Below are 21,952 nucleotides of genomic sequence, written 5' to 3' on the forward strand. Positions count from 1 at the left end.
CGAGCGCCTGGAGATCGCCATTTTCACGGGCGAGACCCTGCAGCTGAACTGGGCCGAGCCTGACTCCAGTCAGGCCGAGGGAAACACTGATCAATGTGCACACTCGCGCTCGAGTCGCTTTTGCGTGCGAACAAGGCGCGGTGACTGCCGTGCAGTCACTCTGCACAAAGGAGCCGCAACGCCGTGCGCGCGCAAAAGCGGCCGAGCCCCTTCGGGGTTGGCACCCCAGGTTCCCCGATCCTGCGTTGCGGCCCTTGCCGGTAGAACCACTACCGGCTGCGCACCGCGCCTTGTCTCGGAAAACCTGGGGTGCCAACGCGAGTGTGCGCATTGATCAGTGTTTCCCTAGCGGGGCAAGGTGACCCCGCGCGAGGTGCGCGAGGCGGACGGGTATCACTGGCTGGACGGCGAGTGCGAGGGGCGTGACGTACGGATCCGCCTGGATCTGATCCGCAACCTGCCGACCCCGGTCAAGTAGCGGGGCGTTGCCCGCCCGGCAGCCCGGGTAGCAGGTCGGCCAGTGATTCCAGCAGCAGGAAATCCCGCGAGTCCATCGGCTCCCCGCGTTCGTCCGGGTAGCGCATGCCGCGCAGCTCGGTCAGCCCCTGCCGGGCTGCGCTGGCCAGGGCCAGCAGGTTGTCGTCGACCAGCAGGGTGCGGGCCGGATCGTAGGGAGCGACACGCTGCAGGCGCTCCCAGAAGTCGGTGTCTTCCTTCGCGCACTCGAGATCGTGCGCGGAGACGATCGTGTCCAGGTGGTCCCCGATTCGCGTGAGCTGGTGCTTGAAGTTGTAGACCTTCGGATGGGCGTTGGTCACCAGGACACGCCGGCGGCCGGCGCGGGAGAGTGTGTCCAGCAGCGCCTCGGCATGCGGCTTGACCGTGACGTGGTGCGCCAGTTCACGCTTCAGTCCCAGTACGTCCAGGCCGGTGAACCGGGTCCAGTGGTCCACGCAGTACCATTCGAGCTTGCCGCGCACGCGCTGCATCTCGTCTTCCAGACGCCGGCGGGCGCATTCCGGGTCATCCGGCTGGCAGCGGATGTACTCGGCAGGGATCAGCTCGCGCCAGAAGCGGTTGTCGAAGTGCAGATCCAGCAGTGTGCCGTCCATGTCGAACAGCACCGTATCGATGCGCGACCAGTCGACATGCACCGAAGATTCCTGCGGATTCGGATTTTTTTCGGGGTTTTTGGGGTCCACAGCGAACGGAACCTCAAAGGAGGTGAATTGCGATGGCTTCCATAGTACCTGATTCCCGTATGGCCCCCGGTCCCCTGCTTCTGGCGCTGGTCTCCCTGGCGCTGTTGCCGCTCTCGGCGCAGGCAATGGACCCGGACGACCCCGATTACGATCCGCTCGAGGATGACAGCCTGTGGGGCGATACGGTATCGCCGGACGATACCCAGACGACCAGTCCGGAAATCAAGTTTTTGACCGAGGAGCCGGAGCAGGTGCCTCATCATCATCAGAATCAGATCACGCTGAGCCAGTCTTCGCTCGAGGACGGCTGGGTCGAGTTGCGCCAGTGCCACAACGACATCGCACCGATCCGGCGCATGGTCATTGCCTACAACGAACAGCGAATCGAGGACCTTCAGGTCGAATCCACCACCAACATCGACCAGGCCGAGGCGCGGGGCGACCGTGTCGATCTGCGTGGTGTACACAAGGACTCCGAAGTCTGTGTCACTGCGCGCATGCGCGTGATCGAGCACGAGGGTGATGGTGTCTACAAGATGGAGAACGGGCCTTTCGTGCGACGTTTCCTCGACGGCTACTTCCCCATGCGGGTCACCATAGCCTTAAACTGGGGGGATCTGGACCTGCGTCTCGAAGATACCGAGCCCGAGGCCCAGGAGGGTTTCGAGGTCGTCGAGTCCGACCATGGCATCATCCTGGACACCCTGTTCGAGGGCGAGCTGAGAACCCAGGTACGCCTGCGCAACGCTGAATGAACTGCCGATGAGCCGAGACAAACCGGATGTCCAGGGCCGCCGCACGGTGGCCCGCAGTCGGCTGTTCGAGGTCGAGGAGCTGGATCTTGAGTTCAGCAACGGGGCGCGCACCTGCTTCGAGCGCCTGATCAGCCGGGGTAACGGCGCGGTCATCGTCGCCCCGGTCCAGCCGGATCGCACCGTGCTGCTGATCCGCGAATACGCGGCCGGTACCCACCGCTACGAGCTCGGCCTGCCCAAGGGCCGGATCGAGGCCCGCGAGGACATCCTGGTGGCCGCGAACCGCGAGATCATGGAGGAGGTCGGGTATGGCGGTCACCGCCTGACCCACCTCGGCGCGCTGACCGTCGCGCCCGGCTACATGTCGCACGAGACCCACCTGATTGTGGCGGAGGAGCTCTACCCCCAGCGTGCGGAGGGCGACGAGCCGGAAGCCATCGAAGTGGTCCCCTGGTCGCTCGACCGGCTGGGCGAGCTGGTCGCCCGCGAGGATTGCACCGAGGCGCGCTCCATCGCGGCGCTCTACATGGTGCGTGATTTTCTCGACGCCTGAGCCGGGTTCTGCCAAGGTACGCGCATCCGGTACCAGTAGAACCACAAGGACGCCCCGATGAACGAACCGCCCAGGGATGCGGCCCTGACCGCCCTGATGCAGGAAGTGGGTGGCCTGGCCGAGGATGCCGGCCACGCCATTCTCGAGATCTACGAGACCCGCTTTGCGGTCACCGAAAAGGACGACCGCTCCCCGCTGACGGAGGCCGACCTGGCCGCGCATCGCGTGATTGCACAGGGCCTGCGCGACATTGCGCCGGAGTGGCCCGTCCTGTCCGAAGAGGGGCAGGATGTCCCGTTCGAGCGCCGCAAGCAGTGGCGGACCTACTGGCTGATTGACCCCCTCGACGGTACCCGCGAGTTCGTCAAGCGCACGGGCGAGTTCACGGTGAACATTGCCCTGATCCATGACCACGAGCCGCTGATGGGTGTGGTCTGGAGCCCGGTCCTGCAGCGTCTTTATGCGGGGCACGCGGGTGGTGGCGCCATCCGGCGCGATGGCATGGAGGCCCCGCGCACCATCGAGGTGGCGCGCGACCGTATCGACAGCGAACGGCCGCTGGTGGCCGGCAGCCGTTCGCACGGGGCCGAGCGACTCAAGGCTGTCCTGGAACGCCTGGGGCCGCACGACCTGGTGAGCCTGGGCAGTTCGATGAAGCTCTGCATGGTGGCCGAGGGGGCCGCGGACATTTATCCGCGGCTGGGGCCGACCAGCGAGTGGGATACCGCCGCCGCGCACGCGGTCGTGAGGGCCGCGGGCGGGCATGTGACGGATCTCCATGGGCAGGAGCTTCGCTACAACACGAAGGAGAGCATGCTCAACCCCGAGTTTCTGGTCTGCGCTCGTGACCCGGCGCGCTGGCTGCGCCGCCTCGGCCTCCCCGACGACTAGCCTTCTCCCGCGCGCCAGCTAGCGGGTGCTGATGTGCGCTGGTTGGCCCTCGGCGTCGTTGAGGCTGGGCCTGGTTCGGCCTCTGGAGTTTACGTGCCTTCGGCCTGCCGCCTGCCTGCGCTGTCTCGCCAGCGCGCCGCGAGGTACTTTCTTGCTTGCCCAAGAAAGTACCCAAAGAAGGGCACCCGGATTCCGCCCGGGGACCTTGCTCCAGGGCCCTCGGGCCGGCGGCGCTGAAACTCGCTACGCCTTCGGCTTCGCTCAGACAGTCAGCGCCTCTCTTCCGTCCCGAGGACCCTTCCGCAAGGGGCTTCATACGGGGGGATGAAGGTCAAGACAACGGCGGTTCTGACGTTCGCGCCAGTGGATGGAGGCTGGGTATTCGGACATCTTGGCACGCGCGGCCTACGGCCCTGGCGTGCCGCGCCCGCAAGCGGGCGCCAGACCCATCGTAGGATGCCGATGAGCGCAGCGAATCGCATCAGGGTTTCCCCCGGCGTCGGAACGGTGCGTTTCGCTACGCTCAACAGCACCCTACCAACAGCACCCTACAGCGCGGGACTTTTGGCAGGCGGTGGACCGAAGGCACGTAAACTCCAGATGCCGAACCAGGCCCAGCCTGAAACGCGGCGGACGAAGCCCCTACTGTCCGAGTTCGCGCGAGCGTTCGGCCGCCGCCGCCATCGCGCGGCGCATGAGACCGCGCAGGTCGCCGTCCTCCAGCACCTGCAGGGCGCGCTCTGTCGTGCCGCCCGGCGATGTCACGCGGTGGCGCAGTTCCGCCGGCGGCTCGTCGCTCTCGGCGGCCAGCCGGGTTGCACCCGCCAAGGTACCGAGGGTCAGTTCCAGCGCGGTGTCCGGTGGCAGCCCGAGCGACTGCGCGGCCTCCTGCATCGCCTCGATCATCAGAAAGACATAGGCCGGGCCGCTGCCCGAGGTCGCCGTGACCGCGTGCATCAGTTCCTCGTCCGCCACAGGGATCGCTCGTCCCACCGACTCCAGCAGGCGGGTGGCGGTGTCGCGGTCCTCGGGGGTGGCGGTGGGGGCGGCAAACAGACCGGTCACGCCGGCGCCGACCAGGGCCGGCGTGTTGGGCATTGCGCGGACGAGACGCGTGCCGTCACCCAGCCAGCTGGCCAGCTGGGCCGTGGTGATGCCGGCTGCCACCGAAATCACCAGAGGCTGCCCGCGGGTGACGGCCTCGCGCAGCGTGGGAGCCAGGTCCGGCAGTGTCTGCGGCTTGACCGCGAGCACCAGCGTGTCGCTGTCCTCGGCGAGCGCCTCGGGACTGGCGGCCTGCAGCCCGGGGTAGCGGGCCTGGAGATCGCGCACGCGCTCGGCACTCTTGTCCGCGATGGCGATGCGCTCGGCGTCGTGGCCGGACTGGATCAGGCCCTGCAGCAGGGCTTCGCCCATGTTGCCGGCGCCGATAAAGCCGACTTCGAAGCGGTGTTCCGTCATGCGGACTCCTGTTCTTACTGGTTTGTTGCGGGTTTGTTGCGGGGCCCGAACAGCGCGGTGCCGATGCGTACCAGGGTGGCACCCTCGAGGATCGCGGCCTCGAGATCGCCGGACATGCCCATGGACAGCGTATCCAGGTCATGTCCCCGCGCATTGAGCTCGTCCTTCAGCTGCCGCAGACGGGCAAACGGCTGGCGTTGGCGCTCGTGATCGCTCTCGGCGGCCGGCAGGGTCATCAGGCCGCGCAGCGTCAGCCCGGGCAGATTCGCGACGGTGTCGGCCAGCGCGGCGGCGGCCTCCGGCGGGACACCCGCCTTCTGGCTCTCGCCCGAGACATTGATCTGCAGGCAGACCTGCAACGGCGGCCGGTGTTCCGGACGCTGTTGTGACAGGCGGCGAGCAATGCGCTCGCGGTCGATGGTGTGGACCCAGTGGGCGCGTTCGGCCACGGGGCGCGTCTTGTTGCTCTGCAGTGCGCCGATGTAGTGCCACTCGAGCCGCAGGGGGTTCGGGCCGGTTTCGAGGGCATCGAACTTGTCGATGAGTTCCTGCACGTAGTTCTCGCCGAACGCCGTTTGCCCGAGGGTGTGCAGCGCGCGGATCTCGTCGGCCGTACGTGTCTTGGATACGGCCAGAAGGCGCACGCTGCAGGGATCGCGTCCGGCCTGTTCGCAGGCGCGAACGATGCGTTCGCGAACGGCCCTGAATGCGTGGTCTGGTGCGCTCATGGCCCTATGATATAGTCCGGTGAAACGTAAGGGCACCGCCGCCAGGCGGGTGGTGTCCGCCACACGCAGCGGGGCCCGGCAGGGCGTCGCCCGGGGCGGGGCGCTGGGGCTGGCGGCCCGTTCCCGGTTGTACAGGGGGATGCATGGATATCACGCAGCTGCTGGCCTTTGCGGTCAAGAACGGGGCCTCGGATCTGCACATCTCGGCGGGCATGCCGCCGATGGTGCGCATCGATGGCGATATGCGTCGCGTGAATGTGCCGGTCATGGACCACAAGGAGGTCCAGGGCCTGATCTACGACATCATGAACGACCGCCAGCGCAAGGACTACGAGGAGTTCCTGGAGACGGACTTCTCGTTCGAGGTCACGGGGCTGGCGCGTTTTCGTGTCAATGCGTTCAACCAGGACCGGGGCGCGGCCGCGGTTTTCCGTACCATCCCCTCCAAGGTGCTCACGCTGGAAGAACTGGCGGCGCCGCGCATCTTCGAGGAGATCTCCAACTATCCGCGCGGGATCGTGCTGGTCACCGGCCCGACCGGCTCGGGCAAGTCGACCACGCTGGCGGGCATGGTCAACCACCGCAACGAGAACGACTACGGCCACATCCTGACGATCGAGGACCCGATCGAGTTCGTGCACGAGTCGAAGAAGTCGCTGGTCAACCAGCGCGAGGTCCACCGCGACACCCACGGCTTTTCCGAGGCCTTGCGTTCCGCACTGCGCGAGGACCCGGACACCATCCTGGTCGGCGAGCTGCGTGACCTCGAGACCATCCGCCTGGCGCTGACCGCGGCCGAGACGGGTCACCTCGTCTTCGGCACCCTGCATACCAGCTCCGCCGCCAAGACGATCGACCGTATCGTCGATGTGTTCCCGGCGGCCGAGAAGGACATGGTGCGGGCGATGCTGTCCGAGTCGCTGCGCGCGGTGATCGCGCAGACCCTGATGAAGAAGATCGGCGGCGGGCGAATCGCCGCGCACGAGATCATGCTCGGCACGCCGGCGATCCGGAACCTGATCCGCGAGAACAAGATCGCGCAGATGTATTCGACCATCCAGACCAGCGCTGGCACCGGTATGCAGACGCTGGACCAGTGCCTGAAGGACATGCTGGCCCAGGGCGTGATCAGCCGCGAGGACGCCAAGCGCAAGGCCTCCAACCCGGATTCGTTCTGAGCCCGCGCCCCGTCCTGGGGGCCTCGGCAAGGGGAGAAGCACCATGGATCGTGACAAGGCGATCAAGTACATGCACGACCTGCTCCGCGCCCTGGTGGACCGCGGCGGTTCGGACCTGTTCATTACGGTGGGCATGCCGCCGGCGGCCAAGATCGATGGCCGCGTGGTACCGATGACCGAGCAGAAGCTCACCGCCTCGCATACCCAGGCGCTGGTGCGCGCACTGATGAACGACAAGCAGTCCGCGGAATACGAGCGCCATCAGGAGTGCAATTTCGCAATCGGTCTGCAGGGCGTGTCGCGCTTTCGCGTGAACGTGTTCACCCAGCGCGGCAGCCCCGGAATGGTGCTGCGCACGATCAACTCGGTGATCCCGAAGTTCGAGGACATCCAGATGCCGCCGCAGCTGGAGAAGATCACCATGGAGCGCCGCGGGCTGGTGATCTTCGTGGGGGGGACCGGCTCGGGCAAGTCGACCTCGCTGGCCGCGATGATTGGCCATCGCAATCGCAATGCCCCCGATCACATCGTGACCATCGAGGACCCGATCGAATTCGTCCACGAGCACGAAAAGAGCATCATCACCCAGCGCGAGGTGGGCGTGGATACCGAGGGCTACGAGATCGCGCTGAAGAACACCCTGCGTCAGGCACCGGATGTGATCCTGATCGGCGAGATCCGCGATCGGGAGACGATGGACTACGCGATCGCCTTTGCCGAGACCGGTCACCTGTGCCTGTCCACCCTGCATGCCAACAGCACTAACCAGGCGCTGGACCGTATCATCAACTTCTTCCCCGAGGACCGGCGCGAGCAGCTCCTGATGGACCTGTCGCTGAACCTCAAGGCAGTGATCTCGCAGCGCCTGGTGCGGCAGGAGAACGGCGAGGGCCGCGTGCCGGCGGTGGAGATCCTGATCAACTCCCCGCTGATGGCCGACCTGATGCTGAAGGGCGCGGTGCACGAGATGAAGGAGCTGATGTCGCGTTCCCGCGAGCAGGGCATGCAGACCTTTGACCAGGCCCTGTTCGACCTCTACGAGACCCGCAAGATCAGCTACGAAGAGGCCCTGCGCAACGCCGATTCGGTGAACGACCTGCGGCTGCGTATCAAGCTCGATTCGCAGCGTGCACAGGAGGACGGCGCACCGGCGGTGGCCGACGAGGGCGAGGGCCTGTCCGTGGACGACCGTCCCGAGGACTACAGTGTCCGCTAGCGGTCCGCACCCATCGGGAGACCAGCGATGAGCCAGCTGCAGATCGAACCGTACCTGAGCCTGATGGCGCAGAAGGCCGCCTCGGATCTGTTCTTCCTGACCGGCGCGCCCGCGAGCATCAAGGTCGATGGGGTCCTGCAGCCGATCTCGCGCAAGGCCCTCGCCCCCGGTCAGGCCGAGACCATCGCGCGCGAGATGATGAACGCGCATCAGGCCGAGATCTTCGAGCGCGAGACTGCGGTCAACTTTGGTATCTCGCGCGAGGGTCTGGGACGCTTCCGCGTGAACGTCTATCGCCAGCGCGGCGAGGTCGCGATGGTGATCCGCTTCATCCGCATGTCCATCCCGACCATCGAACAGCTCGGTCTGCCTCCGGTACTGCAGGATTTTGTCGCGCACCAGGACGGGCTGGTGCTGATTGTTGGCGCCACCGGGACCGGGAAGTCCACTACGCTGGCCTCGATGATCGACCATCGCAATACGCACTCCAGCGGACACATCCTCACGGTCGAGGACCCGATCGAATTTCTCTTTACCCACAAGCGCTCGATCGTCGGGCAGCGCGAGGTCGGGATTGACACGCCGAGCTATGATCACGCCCTCCAGGAAGGCATGCGCGAGGCCCCGGACGTGATCATGATCGGCGAGGTGCGTTCCCGCGAGACCATGCGCGCGGCGCTGACCTATGCGGATACAGGCCACCTGGTGCTGACGACCCTGCACGCGACCAATGCCAGCCAGGCCCTGGATCGCGTGATCAATCTCTTTCCCGAAGACAATCGTTCGCAGATCCTTTCCGATCTGTCACTGAACCTGCGCGCGATCATCGCCCAGCGCCTGTTGCAGACCAAGGACGGCCAGCGTGTGGCTGCGCTGGAGATCATGGTGAACACGCCGTATATCTCCGAACTGATCCGCGATGAGAAGATCAGCGAGATCAAGGAGATTATGGCCAAGGGCAGCTCGGTGGGGATGCAGACCTTCGATCAGGCCATCGTCAAGCTGTTCAAGGGTGGCCGAGTGATGCTGGACGAGGCCCTGAACAAGGCGGACTCGCGTGCCGATCTCGAATGGCGCCTGAACTTCGGCGGTGGTGTCGCCGCGGCCGACGAGGCCGAGGAAGACCTTGAACTCCCCGACAAGTAGGATGCGCTGAGCGAAGCGAACCGCATCACCTTCCGTCCTGCAACTCAGACTCCGGGTCGTCGCCGCGAGCTTTACGGGGTGAAGGCCTCGGTCCGGGTTTCGCTCCTCAGGCCGGTTCCGGGAACACGTCGGCGGCGGTGAAGACCGGGCCGTCCACGCAGACTCGCTTCATCGCGACCCCGTCGGGCGTGCGCACCGGTACCGTGCAGCCGGCGCAGCCACCCACCGCACAGGCCATGAATTCCTCCAGAGAAACCTGACAAGGCAGGTCGAACTCCGCTGCCAGTTCCGCGCAGGCCTCGAGCATCGGGTGCGGGCCGCAGGCGTAGAGCTCGACCTGGTCACGTTCCGCGGGCGAGAGCGTGTTGAGCCAGGCCCGGGCGAGATCGGTCACGAAGCCGTCATGGGCGCCGGGGATGCCGGCCTTCGAGGTCAGGCGGCAGGCCACACCCCAGTCCTCCAGCAGCGGCAGGGTCGCGATCGCGCCATCCGGCAGCCCTGGCCAGAGGATCTCCGAGGGCTTGGCGCGAAACGGGAACGGCACCTCGGAGCCGAGGATCGCGCGGGTCTGGCCCGCCTCGTCCTGGCGGCGCAGGTGATCGGCCAGAAAGATCATCGGCGGGATCCCGACGCCACCCCCGAGCAACAGCCGCAGCGGGCGTTCGGGATTCAGCCGGAACGGGACCCCGATCGGCCCCAGCACACTCAGAAAATCTCCCACCGGCTGTTGCGACAGCGCCCGCGTGCCGTCGCCCACGACCTTGTAGAGGAATTCGACCCACCCGGCCTCGCGGTCGACCCGCTGGATCGACAGGGGGCGCCGCATCGGCAGGTTCGGCGAGCACTGGATATGGGCGAACTGCCCGGGCGCGGCACGTTGCGCGCATTCCGGTGCCTGGACGCGCAGGATCCACTGCCCGGCCCCGGCATCCTGGTGATCGAGGATGCGGGCCGCCTCCTCGAAGATCGTGCCGCGGTGGGGGCGTTCGGCGTCGGTGGGGGTCATGCGTTGTCCTTAGGGAAACACTGGATAATGTACACGCTCGCGCTCGAGTCGCTCTTGCGTGCGAACAAGGCGCGGTGACTGCCGTGCAGTGACTCTGCACAAGGGAGCCGCAACGCCGTGCGCGCGCAAAAGCGGCCGAGCCCCTGCTTTAATGGCTTGTGGGGTTGGCATCCCAGGTTCCCCGATCCGGCGTTGCGCCGCTTGCGGGTAGAACCACTACCCGCTGCACGACGCGCCTTGTCTCGGAAAACCTGGGGTGCCAACGCGAGCGTGTACATTATTCAGTGTTTCCCTTAGTGGGCTGGGTCCAGGCCGGACGGCCCGCCACCCAGGTCTCGCGAACCTGGCCGGAGAAGGTCCAGCCGAAAAACGGCGAGTTGCGTCCGGTGCTCAGCCAGTCCAGCTGTCGGACCTCCTGCAGCGCCGCGGGATCATACAGCACGAAATCGGCCCGTGCGCCGGCACCGAGCCGGCCCTGCTCGAAGCCAAGGATCTCGGCGGGTCCGGACGTCACGCGTGCCAGGGCATCACCGAGACTCAGCAACCCGTCCTCGACCAGGCGCAGCGTCAGGGGCAGCAGGGTCTCCAGGGCCGAGATGCCCGGCTCGGTACTGGCGAACGGCCCGAGCTTGGCGTCCGCCTCGTGCGGCTGGTGGTCCGAGCAGATGGCGCTGATATCGCCGCGCGCGACGGCTTCGCGCAGGCCGTCACGGTCGCGCTGGGCACGCAGCGGCGGGATTACATGGCCGTTCGGGTCGAACTCGGCGACATCGACTTCGGTCAGGAACAGCTGGTGGGCAGCCACATCGGCGCTGATCGGCAGGCCCTCGGCGCGCGCCTTGGCGATCATCTCGGCCCCGCGGCGCGTCGACAGCCGCGCGACATGGACGCGTGCCCCGGTCTGTTCGACCAGGGCCAGGATGGCACCCAGCGCGGCGGTCTCGGCCGCCTCGGGGATGCCCGACAGGCCCAGGCGCGTGGAGACCGCGCCCTCGTGCATGCAGCCCGAGCCGGTCAGCGACAGGTCCTGAGCGGGCAGTACAGTCGTCAGGCCGAACGTGGTCGCGTATTCCAGGGCCCGGCGCAGCACCAGCAGGCTGGACAGCGGTTTGTGGGCGTTGCTCACGCCGCGGGCTCCCGCCTGTTGCAGCGCCGCCATCTCGGCGAGCTGCTGCCCCTCCAGGCGCTGCGTCAGGGCACCCAGGGTATAGACCCGCACCCCGCAGGCCTGCCGTGCGCGGCGTGCGATCAACTCGATCTCGGCCGGCGAGTCGATGGGCGGATCGGTGTCCGGGGGGATCACGACGCTGGTGATGCCCCCGCGCGCGGCGGCCAGGGTCTCGCTGGCGATGGTGGCCTTGTGCTCCTCGCCGGGTTCGCGCATGCGCGCGGACAGGTCGATCAGGCCGGGGAACACCCAAAGCCCGGTGCCGTCAATGCGCCTTCGCGGCTCGAAGCCGTCCGGTACCTGTCCGCGCGCGAGGATCTCGGCACCCTGCAGGCAGAGCGCCCCGACCTCGTCGTAGTCGTCTGCCGGGTCGATGATCCGTACGTTCTCGATCAGTACGCTCACGACTGATGCGCCCCCATCACCATGGACATCACGGCCTGACGCACCGAGATGCCGTAGGTCACCTGCTGCAGGATCACCGAGTGCGGCCCGTCCGCCACCGCGGACTCGATTTCCACCCCGCGGTTGGCCGGGCCCGGGTGCATCACCAGGCAGGTGGGGTGCGCGAGCTGCAGACGGCGCGACGTCAGGCCGAACAGCTGATAGTACTCGTGCTCGGAGGGGAGATGGGCGTGTTCCATGCGCTCGCGCTGCAGGCGCAGCATGATGATCACGTCGACGTCCTTCAGCCCGGCGTCGAGGTCGTTGTAGACGTGCACGCCGAGCTGATCGACATCCGCCGGCAGCAGCGAACAGGGCGCGACCACGCGCACCTCGCCGGTCTGCAGGATGTTGAGCGCGTGGATCTGCGAACGCGCGACGCGCGAGTGCAGGATGTCGCCGACGATCGCGACCTTCAGCTTGGTGAAGTCGCCCTTGTGCCGGCGGATGGTGAACATGTCCAGCAGGGCCTGGGTGGGGTGCGCGTGGCGGCCGTCGCCGGCGTTCAGCACGCTGATCCCGGGCGCAGCATGGCGGGCGATGAAATGCGCGGTCCCGCTCTCTTCGTGGCGCACGACGAACATGTCCACGTTCATCGCCTCGAGGTTGCGCAGGGTGTCCAGCAGGCTCTCGCCCTTGACCGCCGAGGAGGTGCTGATGTTGATGTTGAGCACGTCCGCGGACAGGCGCTTGGCGGCCAGTTCGAAGGTGGTGCGGGTGCGGGTGCTGGCCTCGAAGAACAGGTTGACGATGGTCTTGCCGCGCAGCAGCGGGACCTTCTTCACCGCCTTCTCGTTCATGTTTGCGAACGACTCGGCGGTATCCAGGATCTCGATCAGGAGGTCGCGGTTGAGGCCCTCGATGGTCAGCAGGTGGCGCAGCTGGCCGTCATCGGTCAGCTGCAGGCGATTGGGCAACGGGCCCGGCTCCGGCAGGCGGGTGGCCCCGGCCAGGGCCGGGGTGACCACGGTATCGCTCATGCGTCGGCGTCCCCGTCGGTCTCGAGGGTGACGCGCTCCAGGCGCAGGGGTTCGGGGCCGCGCAGCTTGATCTGTTCCCGGGTGCCCAGTTCCATGTGTTCTCCGACGATCGCGGCGGCGATCGGCAGCTCGCGCCCGTCACGCTCGACCAGCACGGCGAGCGTGACCGAGGCGGGACGCCCGTAGTCGAACAGTTCGTTCAGGGCGGCGCGGATCGTGCGCCCGGTGTAGAGCACGTCATCCACCAGCAGGACATGCACGCCGTCCAGGTCCTCCGGCAGCTCGGACGGGCGGACCTGCGGATGCATGCCGATGCGCGAGAAGTCGTCGCGGTAGAAGCTGATATCCAGCTTGCCCAGCGGCCTCTCCACCCCGAGGCGTTCGCGCAGGTGCTCGGCGATCCAGACACCGCCGGAGTGGATACCGACCACCATCGGGTTGTCGATGCCGTGCCTGGCCAGGTACTGGCGCGTCTGTTCGGCCATGCTGTCGAGCAGGGTTGGGACATCCGGCGTCTTCATGCGTTCTCCTGAAACCAGCCTTCGAGGATGACCGCGGCAGCGTGGGCGTCCAGCCCCGGGTCGTGGCGTCCCCGCCCGCTGCGCTCGCGGGCCAGGTGCGATGTCAGATGCTCGTCGTACCAGTATACCGGCTGGCCGTAGCGCGCTTCGAGAGCGGCCCCGAACGCGCGGATGCGTTTCGCCAGCGGGGTGGGTTTGCCGTCCGCTTGGGTAGGCCAGCCGACGACAAAGCCCTCGGGCGCCCACTCGCTCACCAGGCTGTCGATCACGGGCCAGAGCTCCGGTGAATCGGTATTGAGCGTGCGCAGCCCGCGCGCAGCACCGGTCAGCTCCTCGCCCACCGCGATCCCGATCCGTCGGCGGCCGTAGTCGAAGGCCAGAAGCCCCATGACGTTGCCGGGCCCGCCTCAGGCGTGGCCGGGCGCGGAACTGATCAGGTTGACGTCGATGCCGATCAGCTTCGCCGCCGCGGCCCAGCGCTCGGCGCTGGGGTGGTCGAACAGGATGTCGGCATCGGCGCGGGTGGTCAGCCAGGCGTTTTCGGCCAGTTCGCTCTCGAGCTGTCCCGGTCCCCAGCCGGCGTGTCCCAGGGCAATGAGGACACGGTTCGGGCCGCGGCCCTCGTTGATGGCCTCCAGGATGTCGCGCGAGGTCGTCAGCACGATGGAGTCGGTAATGGGTTGGCTCCCCCGCCATTCGGGCTGGCCGGTATGCAGCACGAAGCCGTGCTCGGGCTGGACCGGGCCGCCGCGGTAGACCGGGATCTCCGGCAGCTCGTCGCGAGGTTCGAGATCGACGTGTTGTAGCAGATCGCGCAGCGAAAGCTCGGTTGGCTGGTTGATTACCAGCCCCAGGGCCCCTTCGGCATCGTGATCGCAGATATAGGTGACCGCATGGCTGAAGTAGCCATCATTCAGGCTCGGCATCGCGATCAGGAAGTGATCGCGCAGGCTGGCCGCGCTCGAGCTGGAGGGGGCTTGCGTCATGTGCTCAGTATCGACGCTGCTCCGTTATGCCGCAAGGAACCGGGGCCCGGATGTTCCCCTAGCGAATCTGCTCTATCTGGTCGCGGCGGAAGGCCCAGGTCCGCGTGATCACGAGTTCGTCGTATTCCTCGCGCATCTGTTCGGTAAACGGGGCATAGGGGGCGGCGAGTTCCACGATGCGCATCGCCGCCTGGTCGAGCACCGGTTCGCCGGAGCTGCGGGCGATCTCGATGTCCATCAGCTCGCCGTCCGGGTTCAGGCGCACCGACAGCACCAGTGTGCCGGACAGGCCCCGGCGGCGGGCCTCGTCGGGGTAGTTCAGGTTGCCCACGCGCTCGACCTTGTTGATCCAGGCCTGCAGATACGCGGCCTCCGGCGCGCTGCGCGCGGCGAGGCTGTCGAGGTAGCGGGTGCGGGTGGCGCGGGTGGAGAACTCTCGGCGCTCTTCGGCCGGGGCCGCGCGCGCGGTGTCCAGGCCCCGGTTCATCAGCGCGGCGGCTGACGGGCGCTCCTCCGCCTCGGGCGATTCGATCGGCTCCGGTTCGGCGACCTCGGGGGCAGTCGGTTCCGCTTCGTCCGTCTCGGCCTCCACGGCCTCGGGTTCCGGCTCCGGTTCCGGTTGGGCGGGCTCCATGACCAGCGGCCCCGGGTCTGGCAGCGTGGCTTCGACGCCCTCGGGTTCCGGTTCGCCGACACCCTCGGTCTCGGCCTCCGGGGACAGCGCCTCCTGCACTTCCTCGCCTTCGCCGCTGGCGGCCTGGTCTTCGGTGGCGATGCGTTCGACCTCTTCCGGCTCTGGCGCCTGCGCGTCCGGGTCGGTCACCCAGGTCACGTCCAGGGGCTCGCGGGAAGGCGTGTCCAGTGGGTCCACGGCGAAGCCGATGCCGAGGATGATCAGGGCATGCGCGACCACGGCCAGAAACAGCATCGGGGCCAGCTGGCCGCGACGCTGCGGGGATTCGGGTTCAAGGATGCCGTGCGAGACGGACATGGCGCTGGATCCGGGGGTCTGCGAGCACGTGTGCGGCCAGTATACCGGTCACGCTGCCGGCAATCAGAGCGGCCAGCAATAGTGGGGGTAGCACCAGTGGCAGGTTCGGGTGGGGGATGATCACGCCCCAGGCCAGCAGGAACTGGCCGGTGATGTGCGCCATCGCCGCGGCGATGGCGAGGCCCAGGGCGCCGACATGTCGCGGCGCGAGCGGTCTTAGCAGGCCAAGCGCGGCCAGGGCGGCCAGGGCCCCGGCCAGCGACAGCCAGAAGGTGGGGCTCAGCAGTGTGCCGAGCAAGAGGGCGGCGCCGACGACCCGGATCAGGGTCACCGCGACCGCCGCGCGCCAGCCGAGGGTTAGCAGGGCGATCAGGGTCACGATGTTCGCGAGTCCCGGCTTGATCCCGGGCACCGGGCTCGGGATCGCCGCCTCCAGGACCTGGACCCCAATGGCGATGGCGGCCAGCGCGGCGATCGCACGGTCGCGCTGCGTCAGCGTGTCGTGGAAGGAGGCGGTCACGTCGTACCCAGGGAAACACTACCCGCTGCACGACGCGCCTTGTATCGGAAAACCTGGGGCACCAGCGCGAGCGTGTACATTGATCAGTGTTTCCCTTAGTAGTGAATACTGTCGTAGCCGGGGCCGCGGCCCTGGACCTGCAGGGTCAGCCGGTTGGGCAGGCTGACCGCGACCTCGCCGTGACGCTGCAGCCAGCCGCTGTTCTCGCAGATGTTGCGTGTGCCGGGGGAGTCGGCGCAGCGGGCCCGGCCCGGCTCGATCTGTACGCGGGTGATGCCGGCCGGGCCGTGGATCTCGATCTCGCGGGCTCGGTCCAGGGGCTCCTGCCGCGGCGGTTCTCCGGTCTGGGTGATGACCAGCATGGAGGCCTCGGTATCCGGCAGGTAGGCGAGGGCAAAGGCCGCAACCACCGCGCCGCTGGCCAGGGCGGCGATTACCCCGTCGCCCCAGCGCAGACCAGATAACGTCACGGCAGCCTGCGCTCCTCGAGCGCGGGCTGGTCGTCCTCCATGCGCACGCGCTCGGCCATCGCCGGCGTTGCCTCGATGCGGTCATCGAGTACCACGAGGGCGGCCTCGATGCCCATCTTGCGGGCATAGTGCGGCCATTCCTCGGGGCCGGCGATCATCAGCGTGGTCGCGGCGGCATCGGCCAGCGCGGGGTCGCTGTGCAGCACGGTGGCCCCGTGGACGCCTTCACTGGGGCGTCCGGTGCGCGGGTCGATCACATGGTGGATGTGTTCACCTTCCCATTCATAGCCGCGCTCGTAGTCGCCGGAGCTGAACAGGGCCTCGGCCGCGTCGAGTTCGATACTCCCGAGAATGCCGCCCTGCGGATGGCGGATCGCGACTTGCCAGGCTCGATCCGCGGGTCGCCCGAGGCTCATCAGGTCACCCCCGGCGTTGAAGATCGCGGCCTCCACGCCCTGATCCTGCAGCAGGTCGAGCATGCGTTCGACGGCGAGGCCCTTGGCGAGGCCGCCGAAGTCCAGCTGCAGATCCGCGTGCTGGCCGCGCAGGCGCACGCCGTTGCGCTCGATGTCGCGCATGCTGGGCGGGTCTTCGAGCAGCGCCTCCAGGGTTTCGGCGTCCGGCGGCGGGCCCTCGGGCTCGTCCTGGTGAAATCCCCAGGCGGCGACAAGCTTGCCCAGCGCGGGATTGAACAGGCCGTCGCTCAGCGCCTCCATCTCCTTTCCGCGCTCGATCAGCGGCAGCACGGACGGGGGGGCGCTGAACTCGGCCTGCAGCGCCAGCAGTTCGTTGGTGCGCCCGAGTGACCCGGGCTCCCAGGCATGCCAGGAGGTGTGCAGGATCTCCAGCTCGGCCTGCAGCTCGGACTCCAGCGCCTCGAGGTCGTAGGCCCCGGCGGGGTAGAGCGTGATGTCCACGATCGTGCCGAAGGCAAAGAAGTTCAGCGTCTCGGTGTCCGGTGTGTCGCGGTCGCATCCGGCCAGGGCCAGCGCGGCGAGCAGGATCGGCCCGAGAAGGGCCTGGCGGGTGCGCAGGGGGATCGGCATGGGCATCACCTCGCGGGGTCAGGGACGGGTCAGGTAGTCGATGAACTGGCCGGCGAGGTCGTCGCCGCAGGCGGCATCGAGCTCGCGTACGCCGGTCGGGCTCGTCACGTTGATCTCCGTCAGGTAGTCGCCAATCACGTCGATGCCGACGAAGTCCAAGCCGCGGCGTTTCAGTTCCGGGGCGATCTGCGCACAGATCCAGCGGTCGTGATCGGTCAGGGGTACGGCCTCGCCGCGCCCCCCGGCGGCCAGGTTCGCCCGGGTCTCGCCCTCGGCCGGGATCCGCGCCAGCGCGTAGTCGTAGGGTTCGCCGCCGATCAGGATGATGCGCTTGTCGCCGGCGGTGTATTCCGGCAGGAAGCGCTGGGCGACGATGGTGCGCTGGTCGAATTCGGTCATGGTCTCGAGGATCACCGAGAGGTTGGGGTCGCCCTCGCGGATACGGAATACCGAGGCCCCGCCCATGCCGTCCAGCGGCTTGACCACGATGTCGCCCTGACGCTCGAGAAAGGCGCGGATACGCGCGCGGTCGCGGGTGATCAGGGTGGGTGGCCCGCAGTCCGCGAAATGCGTGGCAAAGGCCTTCTCGTTGACATCGCGCAGGGCGCCGGGCCGGTTGACCACGCGCACCCCGTCCCGCTCGGCGAGGTCCAGGGCGTAGGTGGCGTAGATGTATTCGAGGTCGAACGGCGGGTCCTTGCGCATCAGCAGGAGATCGAAACGACTGGCGTCGCCCTCGTCTTCCGGCCCCAGGGTGTAATAGCCCTCGCGCTGGTCCCGCACGGTCACCGGGCGACTTCGCACCTGGGCGCGTCCCGCGTCGATCCACAGGTCGCCGGGTTCCAGGTAGTGCAGGCGATGCCCGCGGGCCTGGGCGGCGAGCAGCATGGCGAAGGTCGTGTCTTTCCACGGCTTGATGCTGGCGATGGGGTCCATCAGGACAGCGATGTCATGCGCCACGAGCGGTTCCGGGGTGTCGGTGTGCCCCGAGTATGCCACGCCATCGGGGTGTTCATGGATTCCCGGATCAAGGGCGTCTGCAGGGTGCTCGTTGTAGGCTGCCCACTGCCGGGGGTGCCGCGGCAATATCATTGTGTGCTGTTTGTCACGGACTCGCGCTTCCGCTAGATTCGAGGGCGCAGAGAGCCTTCGGGGGGAACAGGGTGGCGAACGCACTGGCAGAGGCGGACTCGGCTGCCGAGTTTCAAGGGCTGAAAGTCATGGTCATCGATGACAGCAAGACCATTCGGCGCACCGCCGAATCCTTGCTGCAAAAGCACGGTGCGGACGTGATTACGGCCGTGGATGGTTTCGAGGCCCTGGCCAAGGTGGTCAATTCCAATCCCGACATCATCTTCATCGATGTCATGATGCCGCGTCTGGACGGCTACCAGACCTGCGCCCTGATCAAGAACAACAAGCGGTTTCGGGCCACGCCGATCATCATGCTGTCGAGCAAGGACAGCGTGTTCGACAAGGCCAAGGGCCGTGTGGTCGGGTCCGAGGATTACCTCACCAAGCCCTTTACCCGGGATGACCTCCTGGGCGCGATGCGCCAGTACACCCGCCCGGCAGGAAGCTGAAACCCGCCGCACCACAAGATGCCGACAAGGAATGACCCATGGCCCGCATCCTGATCGTTGACGATTCACCGACCGAGATTCATGTCCTGCGCACCATGCTGGAGAAGCATGGCCACGCCGTGACCACGGCCGAAAGCGGCGAGGAAGGCGTCGCCGCGGCTAGGGCGCAGGTTCCGGATCTGGTGCTGATGGATGTGGTGATGCCGGGCCTGAACGGCTTTCAGGCCACCCGCGAGCTGTCGAAAGCCGATGAGACCTCGCATGTGCCCGTGGTCGTGGTGTCCACCAAGGACCAGGCCACCGACCGTGTATGGGCAATGCGCCAGGGTGCCCGCGACTACATCACCAAACCGGTGGCCGAAAAGGATCTGCTGCAGACCATCGGGAAGTATCTGAACCCATGAAGGTCGATCGGTCCACGCCCTATGCCTTGCTCGCGAGTCTCGATCGCGAAGGGCGCCGCGTGAACCGCGAACTGCGACGGGATATCGGCACGGGCTGGCGCGGGGTGTTGCTGCGCGTCGCCGATTTTCGTTTTCTGGTCGACATGGATTCGATCGCCGAGGTTGCCGACCCGTTGTCCCTGACGCGCGTGCCACTGGCGGATCCAGCGGTGCTGGGGGTGGGGAACCTGCGTGGGCTGGTCCTGCCGGTGTTCGACATGGGCAAGCTGCTGCTGGATTCGCCCCTGCCGCATGACGCGACCGGGCAGCGCGTCGTGGTGGCACCCCAGGGACACGGGATGGCCGGGCTGCTGGTGAGTCAGGTCGAGGGCATGCGGCGCTGTATCCCGTCGCAACGGCGACTGGAAGTGTCGGTGCCCGACAGTGTTCGCCCCTTTATTACCGGCGGGTTCGATCTCGGGCACCGGCTGCACCCGGTGCTGGATCTGGACCTGCTCTTGAATGACACCAATCGCTTTGCCGGCATGGAGCTGGCCGGGGCACCGAATACCGAACAGACCGCGGCTGCTGTGTAAGCGGAGGCGACGGGCTGCAACAGGGGGTATGACGTATGGGATCGAGTCGCCGATTGCGCAATATCGTCCTCGGGGGGCTGCTGGTGCTGGCCCTGATCGCGACGGGCGTGGCCTTTACCTATCACGAATTCGAACAAAGCCAGTATCGCGATCGCATCGCCCTGGCGAGCGAGATGCAGCTGCTTTCGCAGCGGCTGGCCACCGGTACGCTGGAGGCGGCCGGGGGTTCCGAGCAGGCGATCTCGGATATCACGGAGCTGCGCAACCGCTTCGATGACCAGGTCGAACGGCTGCGTGATGGCGGCGATGGCCTGTTGCCGCTGCCCGATGCGGTATCCACCGAGCTCTCTGCCGTCAATCGCGAATGGTCGCAGTATCGCGATGATGTCACTACCGTAATCGTCGGTTCCGACGATATCGAGCAGGTGACGGAATTCTCCGAGGCGGTGGAGGCCTTCTCGCCGGAGCTGGCACGTCTGTCCGACGACGTGGTACGGCGCATGGTCCAGATCGGCGAATCCCCCGAGCAGGTCTATGTGGCCTCGCGCCAGACCATGCTGATCCAGCGGATCGCCAACAACCTCAACCAGGTGCTGCAGGGTGGCACGGCGGCTGCTACCGCGATCGAACGTTTCGAACGCGACGCCACGCTGTACGGGCGCGTCCTCGACGGGCTGATCGAGGGCTTCGAACCGCTCGGTGTCGAACGCGTCGATGACGCCGAGACGCAGCGCATGCTGCAGGAGATCGCCACCTTGTTCATCGCCTTCAGCGAGGCGGTCGAGGGGGTCCTGGATACCTCGTCGCAGATCTTCGAGATCAATGCGGCGGCCTCCTCCGTCGAGGCCCGCTCCGGAGTGATGCTGGAGGTCACCGGCGACCTGGAGGCGGCCCTGAACCGCGAGGCCGCGCAGGCGGGCGTGATCGCCCTGGTCGGTTTTGCCCTGGGTGCTCTGGCGCTGCTGCTGCTGATCGCGATGGGCCTTTTCCTCTATCGCGATACCAAGCGCGAGCTGGCCGAGACCGAGGCGCAGAACGAACGTAACCAGCAGGCGATCCTGCGCCTGCTGGACGAGATGATGAACCTCGCCGACGGGGACCTCACCGTCAACGCGACCGTGACCGAGGACTTCACCGGAGCGATCGCGGACTCGATGAACTACGCGATCGAGAACCTGCGTACCCTGGTCGCGACCATCAATACGGTGGCCGCGGATATCAGCGAATCGTCGGCCGCCACACGCTCGCAGGTGCTGGGGCTGGCCGAGAAGTCCGAGGAACAGGCCCGCGAGATCCAGCAGGCGAACGATGCGATCGACGAGGTGAGTCAGTCGGTCGACAAGGTTGCGCAGGATGCCGGGCAGTCGGCCCAGGTAGCACGAAACTCGGTGGAGATCGCTTCCAAGGGGGCGGCCACAGTGCGCCGCTCGATCGAGGGGATGGATACCATTCGCGAGCAGATCCAGGAAACCGCGAAACGGATCAAGCGCCTGGGCGAATCCTCGCAGGAGATCGGCGACATCATCGGGCTGATCAACGACATCGCCGAGCAGACCAACGTGCTCGCGTTGAACGCAGCGATCCAGGCCTCCGCCGCGGGCGAAGCGGGCCGCGGCTTCGCGGTGGTGGCAGACGAGGTCCAGCGCCTCGCGGAGCGCTCCTCCGGGGCGACCCGACAGGTCGAGGGGCTGGTCAAGGCGATCCAGGCGGATACCAGCGAGGCGGTATCGTCGATGGAACAGAGTACCGCCAACGTGGTGTCCGGGGCCGAGATGGCCCAGGCCGCGGGCGAGGCGCTGGCCGAGATCGAGCAGGTTTCCGCGGACCTGGCGGACCTGATCGACGGGATCGCGAGCTCGGCACGCCAGCAGTCCGAAATGGCGCGCAACGTGACCTCGATCATGGGGGAGATTCGCGAGATCACCTCGGAGACTACCCAGGGTACCCAGTCCACCGCGGCCGCCATCGGCGATCTGGCGCAACTGTCTGCGCAACTCCAGTCCTCGGTGTCGGACTTCAAGCTCCCCGATCCGACGCTGCCCGAGCCTGGCGAGGCCCCCGCCGAGCCCGATGCGTCGCCCGAGGAGACCGTCCCGAACGAGCAGCGCGCCTGACGTCGGGCCGCGGA

General features: G+C 67.1%; 24 protein-coding genes. 10 read left to right on the plus strand and 14 right to left on the minus strand.

Annotated elements, in window-relative coordinates; all coding sequences use genetic code 11:
- Positions 1 to 470: 470 nt before the first annotated feature.
- Positions 471 to 1,154, minus strand: a complete 684-nt coding sequence (locus tag C995_RS0103425) for an HAD family hydrolase (RefSeq protein WP_018863602.1) — start codon at positions 1,152 to 1,154, stop codon at positions 471 to 473.
- An 80-nt stretch (positions 1,155 to 1,234) separates the two neighbouring features.
- Between C995_RS0103425 and C995_RS0103430 the strand changes: the two genes are divergently transcribed.
- Genes C995_RS0103430 through cysQ form a run of 3 tightly spaced genes read left to right on the plus strand, consistent with a single transcriptional unit; the run spans position 1,235 to position 3,401 of the window.
- On the plus strand, positions 1,235 to 1,957 hold the full coding sequence (locus tag C995_RS0103430; RefSeq protein ID WP_038080584.1) for a hypothetical protein: 723 nt from the start codon (positions 1,235 to 1,237) through the stop codon (positions 1,955 to 1,957).
- A 7-nt stretch (positions 1,958 to 1,964) separates the two neighbouring features.
- Positions 1,965 to 2,510 (plus strand): ADP compounds hydrolase NudE, encoded by a 546-nt coding sequence (gene nudE / locus C995_RS0103435; protein ID WP_018863604.1) that lies wholly within the window; start codon positions 1,965 to 1,967, stop codon positions 2,508 to 2,510.
- A gap of 57 nt (positions 2,511 to 2,567) precedes the next feature.
- Positions 2,568 to 3,401 (plus strand): 3'(2'),5'-bisphosphate nucleotidase CysQ, encoded by an 834-nt coding sequence (gene cysQ, locus C995_RS0103440; RefSeq protein ID WP_018863605.1) that lies wholly within the window; start codon positions 2,568 to 2,570, stop codon positions 3,399 to 3,401.
- 642 nt (positions 3,402 to 4,043) lie between these two features.
- On the opposite strand, the gene proC is transcribed toward cysQ, so the two are convergent.
- A complete protein-coding gene (proC, locus tag C995_RS0103445) occupies positions 4,044 to 4,862 on the minus strand; it encodes a pyrroline-5-carboxylate reductase (RefSeq protein ID WP_018863606.1) in 819 nt (272 codons plus the stop codon).
- A 14-nt stretch (positions 4,863 to 4,876) separates the two neighbouring features.
- Positions 4,877 to 5,590: a YggS family pyridoxal phosphate-dependent enzyme gene (locus C995_RS0103450; protein WP_018863607.1), complete on the minus strand. Its 714-nt coding sequence runs from the start codon at positions 5,588 to 5,590 to the stop codon at positions 4,877 to 4,879.
- A gap of 143 nt (positions 5,591 to 5,733) precedes the next feature.
- Between C995_RS0103450 and C995_RS0103455 the strand changes: the two genes are divergently transcribed.
- From C995_RS0103455 to C995_RS0103465, 3 genes are read left to right on the plus strand one after another with little or no spacing between them, the layout of a single operon-like run.
- Positions 5,734 to 6,768, plus strand: coding sequence for a type IV pilus twitching motility protein PilT (locus tag C995_RS0103455; RefSeq protein WP_018863608.1), 1,035 nt, complete (start codon positions 5,734 to 5,736; stop codon positions 6,766 to 6,768).
- 43 nt (positions 6,769 to 6,811) lie between these two features.
- Complete coding sequence (locus C995_RS0103460; protein WP_018863609.1) at positions 6,812 to 7,984, plus strand: PilT/PilU family type 4a pilus ATPase; 1,173 nt, start codon at positions 6,812 to 6,814, stop codon at positions 7,982 to 7,984.
- A gap of 27 nt (positions 7,985 to 8,011) precedes the next feature.
- Positions 8,012 to 9,130, plus strand: coding sequence for a PilT/PilU family type 4a pilus ATPase (locus C995_RS0103465; protein ID WP_018863610.1), 1,119 nt, complete (start codon positions 8,012 to 8,014; stop codon positions 9,128 to 9,130).
- A 106-nt stretch (positions 9,131 to 9,236) separates the two neighbouring features.
- Here C995_RS0103465 and C995_RS0103470 read toward each other — a convergent pair whose 3' ends face one another.
- The 11 genes from C995_RS0103470 to gshB all read right to left on the minus strand — a co-directional run bounded on the left by C995_RS0103470 (position 9,237) and on the right by gshB (position 18,222).
- Complete coding sequence (locus C995_RS0103470; protein WP_018863611.1) at positions 9,237 to 10,136, minus strand: dihydroorotate dehydrogenase electron transfer subunit; 900 nt, start codon at positions 10,134 to 10,136, stop codon at positions 9,237 to 9,239.
- Between the two features lie 277 nt (positions 10,137 to 10,413).
- Entirely contained in the window at positions 10,414 to 11,709 is a 1,296-nt protein-coding gene (locus C995_RS0103475) for a dihydroorotase (RefSeq protein ID WP_018863612.1), read from the minus strand.
- Positions 11,706 to 12,728: an aspartate carbamoyltransferase catalytic subunit gene (locus tag C995_RS0103480; protein WP_018863613.1), complete on the minus strand. Its 1,023-nt coding sequence runs from the start codon at positions 12,726 to 12,728 to the stop codon at positions 11,706 to 11,708. The genes C995_RS0103475 and C995_RS0103480 overlap by 4 nt, the downstream gene beginning before the upstream one ends.
- Positions 12,725 to 13,249, minus strand: coding sequence for a bifunctional pyr operon transcriptional regulator/uracil phosphoribosyltransferase PyrR (pyrR, locus tag C995_RS0103485; protein WP_018863614.1), 525 nt, complete (start codon positions 13,247 to 13,249; stop codon positions 12,725 to 12,727). The genes C995_RS0103480 and pyrR overlap by 4 nt, the downstream gene beginning before the upstream one ends.
- The gene (ruvX, locus tag C995_RS0103490) at positions 13,246 to 13,638 is read right to left on the minus strand and encodes a Holliday junction resolvase RuvX (protein WP_018863615.1); all 393 of its coding nucleotides are present in this window, start codon (positions 13,636 to 13,638) and stop codon (positions 13,246 to 13,248) included. Before ruvX ends, pyrR begins: the two co-directional genes overlap by 4 nt.
- Positions 13,639 to 13,656: 18 nt before the next feature.
- Positions 13,657 to 14,235, minus strand: coding sequence for a YqgE/AlgH family protein (locus C995_RS0103495; RefSeq protein ID WP_018863616.1), 579 nt, complete (start codon positions 14,233 to 14,235; stop codon positions 13,657 to 13,659).
- 58 nt (positions 14,236 to 14,293) lie between these two features.
- Positions 14,294 to 15,226: an energy transducer TonB gene (locus tag C995_RS0103500; RefSeq protein WP_018863617.1), complete on the minus strand. Its 933-nt coding sequence runs from the start codon at positions 15,224 to 15,226 to the stop codon at positions 14,294 to 14,296.
- Positions 15,201 to 15,746 (minus strand): Gx transporter family protein, encoded by a 546-nt coding sequence (locus C995_RS0103505; protein WP_018863618.1) that lies wholly within the window; start codon positions 15,744 to 15,746, stop codon positions 15,201 to 15,203. The genes C995_RS0103500 and C995_RS0103505 overlap by 26 nt, the downstream gene beginning before the upstream one ends.
- 95 nt (positions 15,747 to 15,841) lie before the next feature.
- Entirely contained in the window at positions 15,842 to 16,216 is a 375-nt protein-coding gene (locus tag C995_RS0103510) for a NusG domain II-containing protein (protein WP_018863619.1), read from the minus strand.
- Complete coding sequence (locus C995_RS0103515) at positions 16,213 to 17,268, minus strand: FAD:protein FMN transferase (protein WP_026278922.1); 1,056 nt, start codon at positions 17,266 to 17,268, stop codon at positions 16,213 to 16,215. Before C995_RS0103515 ends, C995_RS0103510 begins: the two co-directional genes overlap by 4 nt.
- A 12-nt stretch (positions 17,269 to 17,280) precedes the next feature.
- On the minus strand, positions 17,281 to 18,222 hold the full coding sequence (gene gshB / locus C995_RS0103520) for a glutathione synthase (protein ID WP_026278923.1): 942 nt from the start codon (positions 18,220 to 18,222) through the stop codon (positions 17,281 to 17,283).
- A gap of 203 nt (positions 18,223 to 18,425) precedes the next feature.
- Between gshB and C995_RS0103525 the strand changes: the two genes are divergently transcribed.
- From C995_RS0103525 to C995_RS0103540, 4 genes are read left to right on the plus strand one after another with little or no spacing between them, the layout of a single operon-like run.
- The gene (locus C995_RS0103525; RefSeq protein ID WP_019623996.1) at positions 18,426 to 18,845 is read left to right on the plus strand and encodes a PleD family two-component system response regulator; all 420 of its coding nucleotides are present in this window, start codon (positions 18,426 to 18,428) and stop codon (positions 18,843 to 18,845) included.
- Between the two features lie 38 nt (positions 18,846 to 18,883).
- On the plus strand, positions 18,884 to 19,249 hold the full coding sequence (pilH, locus tag C995_RS0103530; protein ID WP_018863623.1) for a twitching motility response regulator PilH: 366 nt from the start codon (positions 18,884 to 18,886) through the stop codon (positions 19,247 to 19,249).
- The gene (locus C995_RS0103535; protein ID WP_018863624.1) at positions 19,246 to 19,824 is read left to right on the plus strand and encodes a chemotaxis protein CheW; all 579 of its coding nucleotides are present in this window, start codon (positions 19,246 to 19,248) and stop codon (positions 19,822 to 19,824) included. Before pilH ends, C995_RS0103535 begins: the two co-directional genes overlap by 4 nt.
- 35 nt (positions 19,825 to 19,859) lie before the next feature.
- The gene (locus tag C995_RS0103540) at positions 19,860 to 21,938 is read left to right on the plus strand and encodes a methyl-accepting chemotaxis protein (protein WP_038080597.1); all 2,079 of its coding nucleotides are present in this window, start codon (positions 19,860 to 19,862) and stop codon (positions 21,936 to 21,938) included.
- Positions 21,939 to 21,952 lie beyond the last annotated feature (14 nt).

It is taken from the genome of Thioalkalivibrio sp. ARh3, assembly GCF_000377265.1.
GTDB classification, from domain to species: Bacteria; Pseudomonadota; Gammaproteobacteria; order Ectothiorhodospirales; family Ectothiorhodospiraceae; genus Thioalkalivibrio; species Thioalkalivibrio thiocyanoxidans.

Excerpts from the sequence above, each read along its gene's own strand:
- C995_RS0103465 (WP_018863610.1), top strand. The coding sequence starts at position 8,012 with ATGAGCCAGCTGCAGATCGAACCGTACCTGAGCCTGATGGCGCAGAAG.
- proC (WP_018863606.1), bottom strand. The coding sequence starts at position 4,862 with ATGACGGAACACCGCTTCGAAGTCGGCTTTATCGGCGCCGGCAACATG.
- C995_RS0103515 (WP_026278922.1), bottom strand. The coding sequence starts at position 17,268 with ATGCCCATGCCGATCCCCCTGCGCACCCGCCAGGCCCTTCTCGGGCCG.
- C995_RS0103470 (WP_018863611.1), bottom strand. The coding sequence starts at position 10,136 with ATGACCCCCACCGACGCCGAACGCCCCCACCGCGGCACGATCTTCGAG.
- C995_RS0103450 (WP_018863607.1), bottom strand. The coding sequence starts at position 5,590 with ATGAGCGCACCAGACCACGCATTCAGGGCCGTTCGCGAACGCATCGTT.
- C995_RS0103480 (WP_018863613.1), bottom strand. The coding sequence starts at position 12,728 with ATGAGCGATACCGTGGTCACCCCGGCCCTGGCCGGGGCCACCCGCCTG.
- C995_RS0103495 (WP_018863616.1), bottom strand. The coding sequence starts at position 14,235 with ATGACGCAAGCCCCCTCCAGCTCGAGCGCGGCCAGCCTGCGCGATCAC.
- C995_RS0103535 (WP_018863624.1), top strand. The coding sequence starts at position 19,246 with ATGAAGGTCGATCGGTCCACGCCCTATGCCTTGCTCGCGAGTCTCGAT.
- C995_RS0103540 (WP_038080597.1), top strand. The coding sequence starts at position 19,860 with ATGGGATCGAGTCGCCGATTGCGCAATATCGTCCTCGGGGGGCTGCTG.
- C995_RS0103500 (WP_018863617.1), bottom strand. The coding sequence starts at position 15,226 with ATGTCCGTCTCGCACGGCATCCTTGAACCCGAATCCCCGCAGCGTCGC.
- ruvX (WP_018863615.1), bottom strand. The coding sequence starts at position 13,638 with ATGGGGCTTCTGGCCTTCGACTACGGCCGCCGACGGATCGGGATCGCG.
- C995_RS0103460 (WP_018863609.1), top strand. The coding sequence starts at position 6,812 with ATGGATCGTGACAAGGCGATCAAGTACATGCACGACCTGCTCCGCGCC.
- pilH (WP_018863623.1), top strand. The coding sequence starts at position 18,884 with ATGGCCCGCATCCTGATCGTTGACGATTCACCGACCGAGATTCATGTC.
- nudE (WP_018863604.1), top strand. The coding sequence starts at position 1,965 with ATGAGCCGAGACAAACCGGATGTCCAGGGCCGCCGCACGGTGGCCCGC.
- C995_RS0103455 (WP_018863608.1), top strand. The coding sequence starts at position 5,734 with ATGGATATCACGCAGCTGCTGGCCTTTGCGGTCAAGAACGGGGCCTCG.
- C995_RS0103430 (WP_038080584.1), top strand. The coding sequence starts at position 1,235 with ATGGCTTCCATAGTACCTGATTCCCGTATGGCCCCCGGTCCCCTGCTT.
- cysQ (WP_018863605.1), top strand. The coding sequence starts at position 2,568 with ATGAACGAACCGCCCAGGGATGCGGCCCTGACCGCCCTGATGCAGGAA.
- pyrR (WP_018863614.1), bottom strand. The coding sequence starts at position 13,249 with ATGAAGACGCCGGATGTCCCAACCCTGCTCGACAGCATGGCCGAACAG.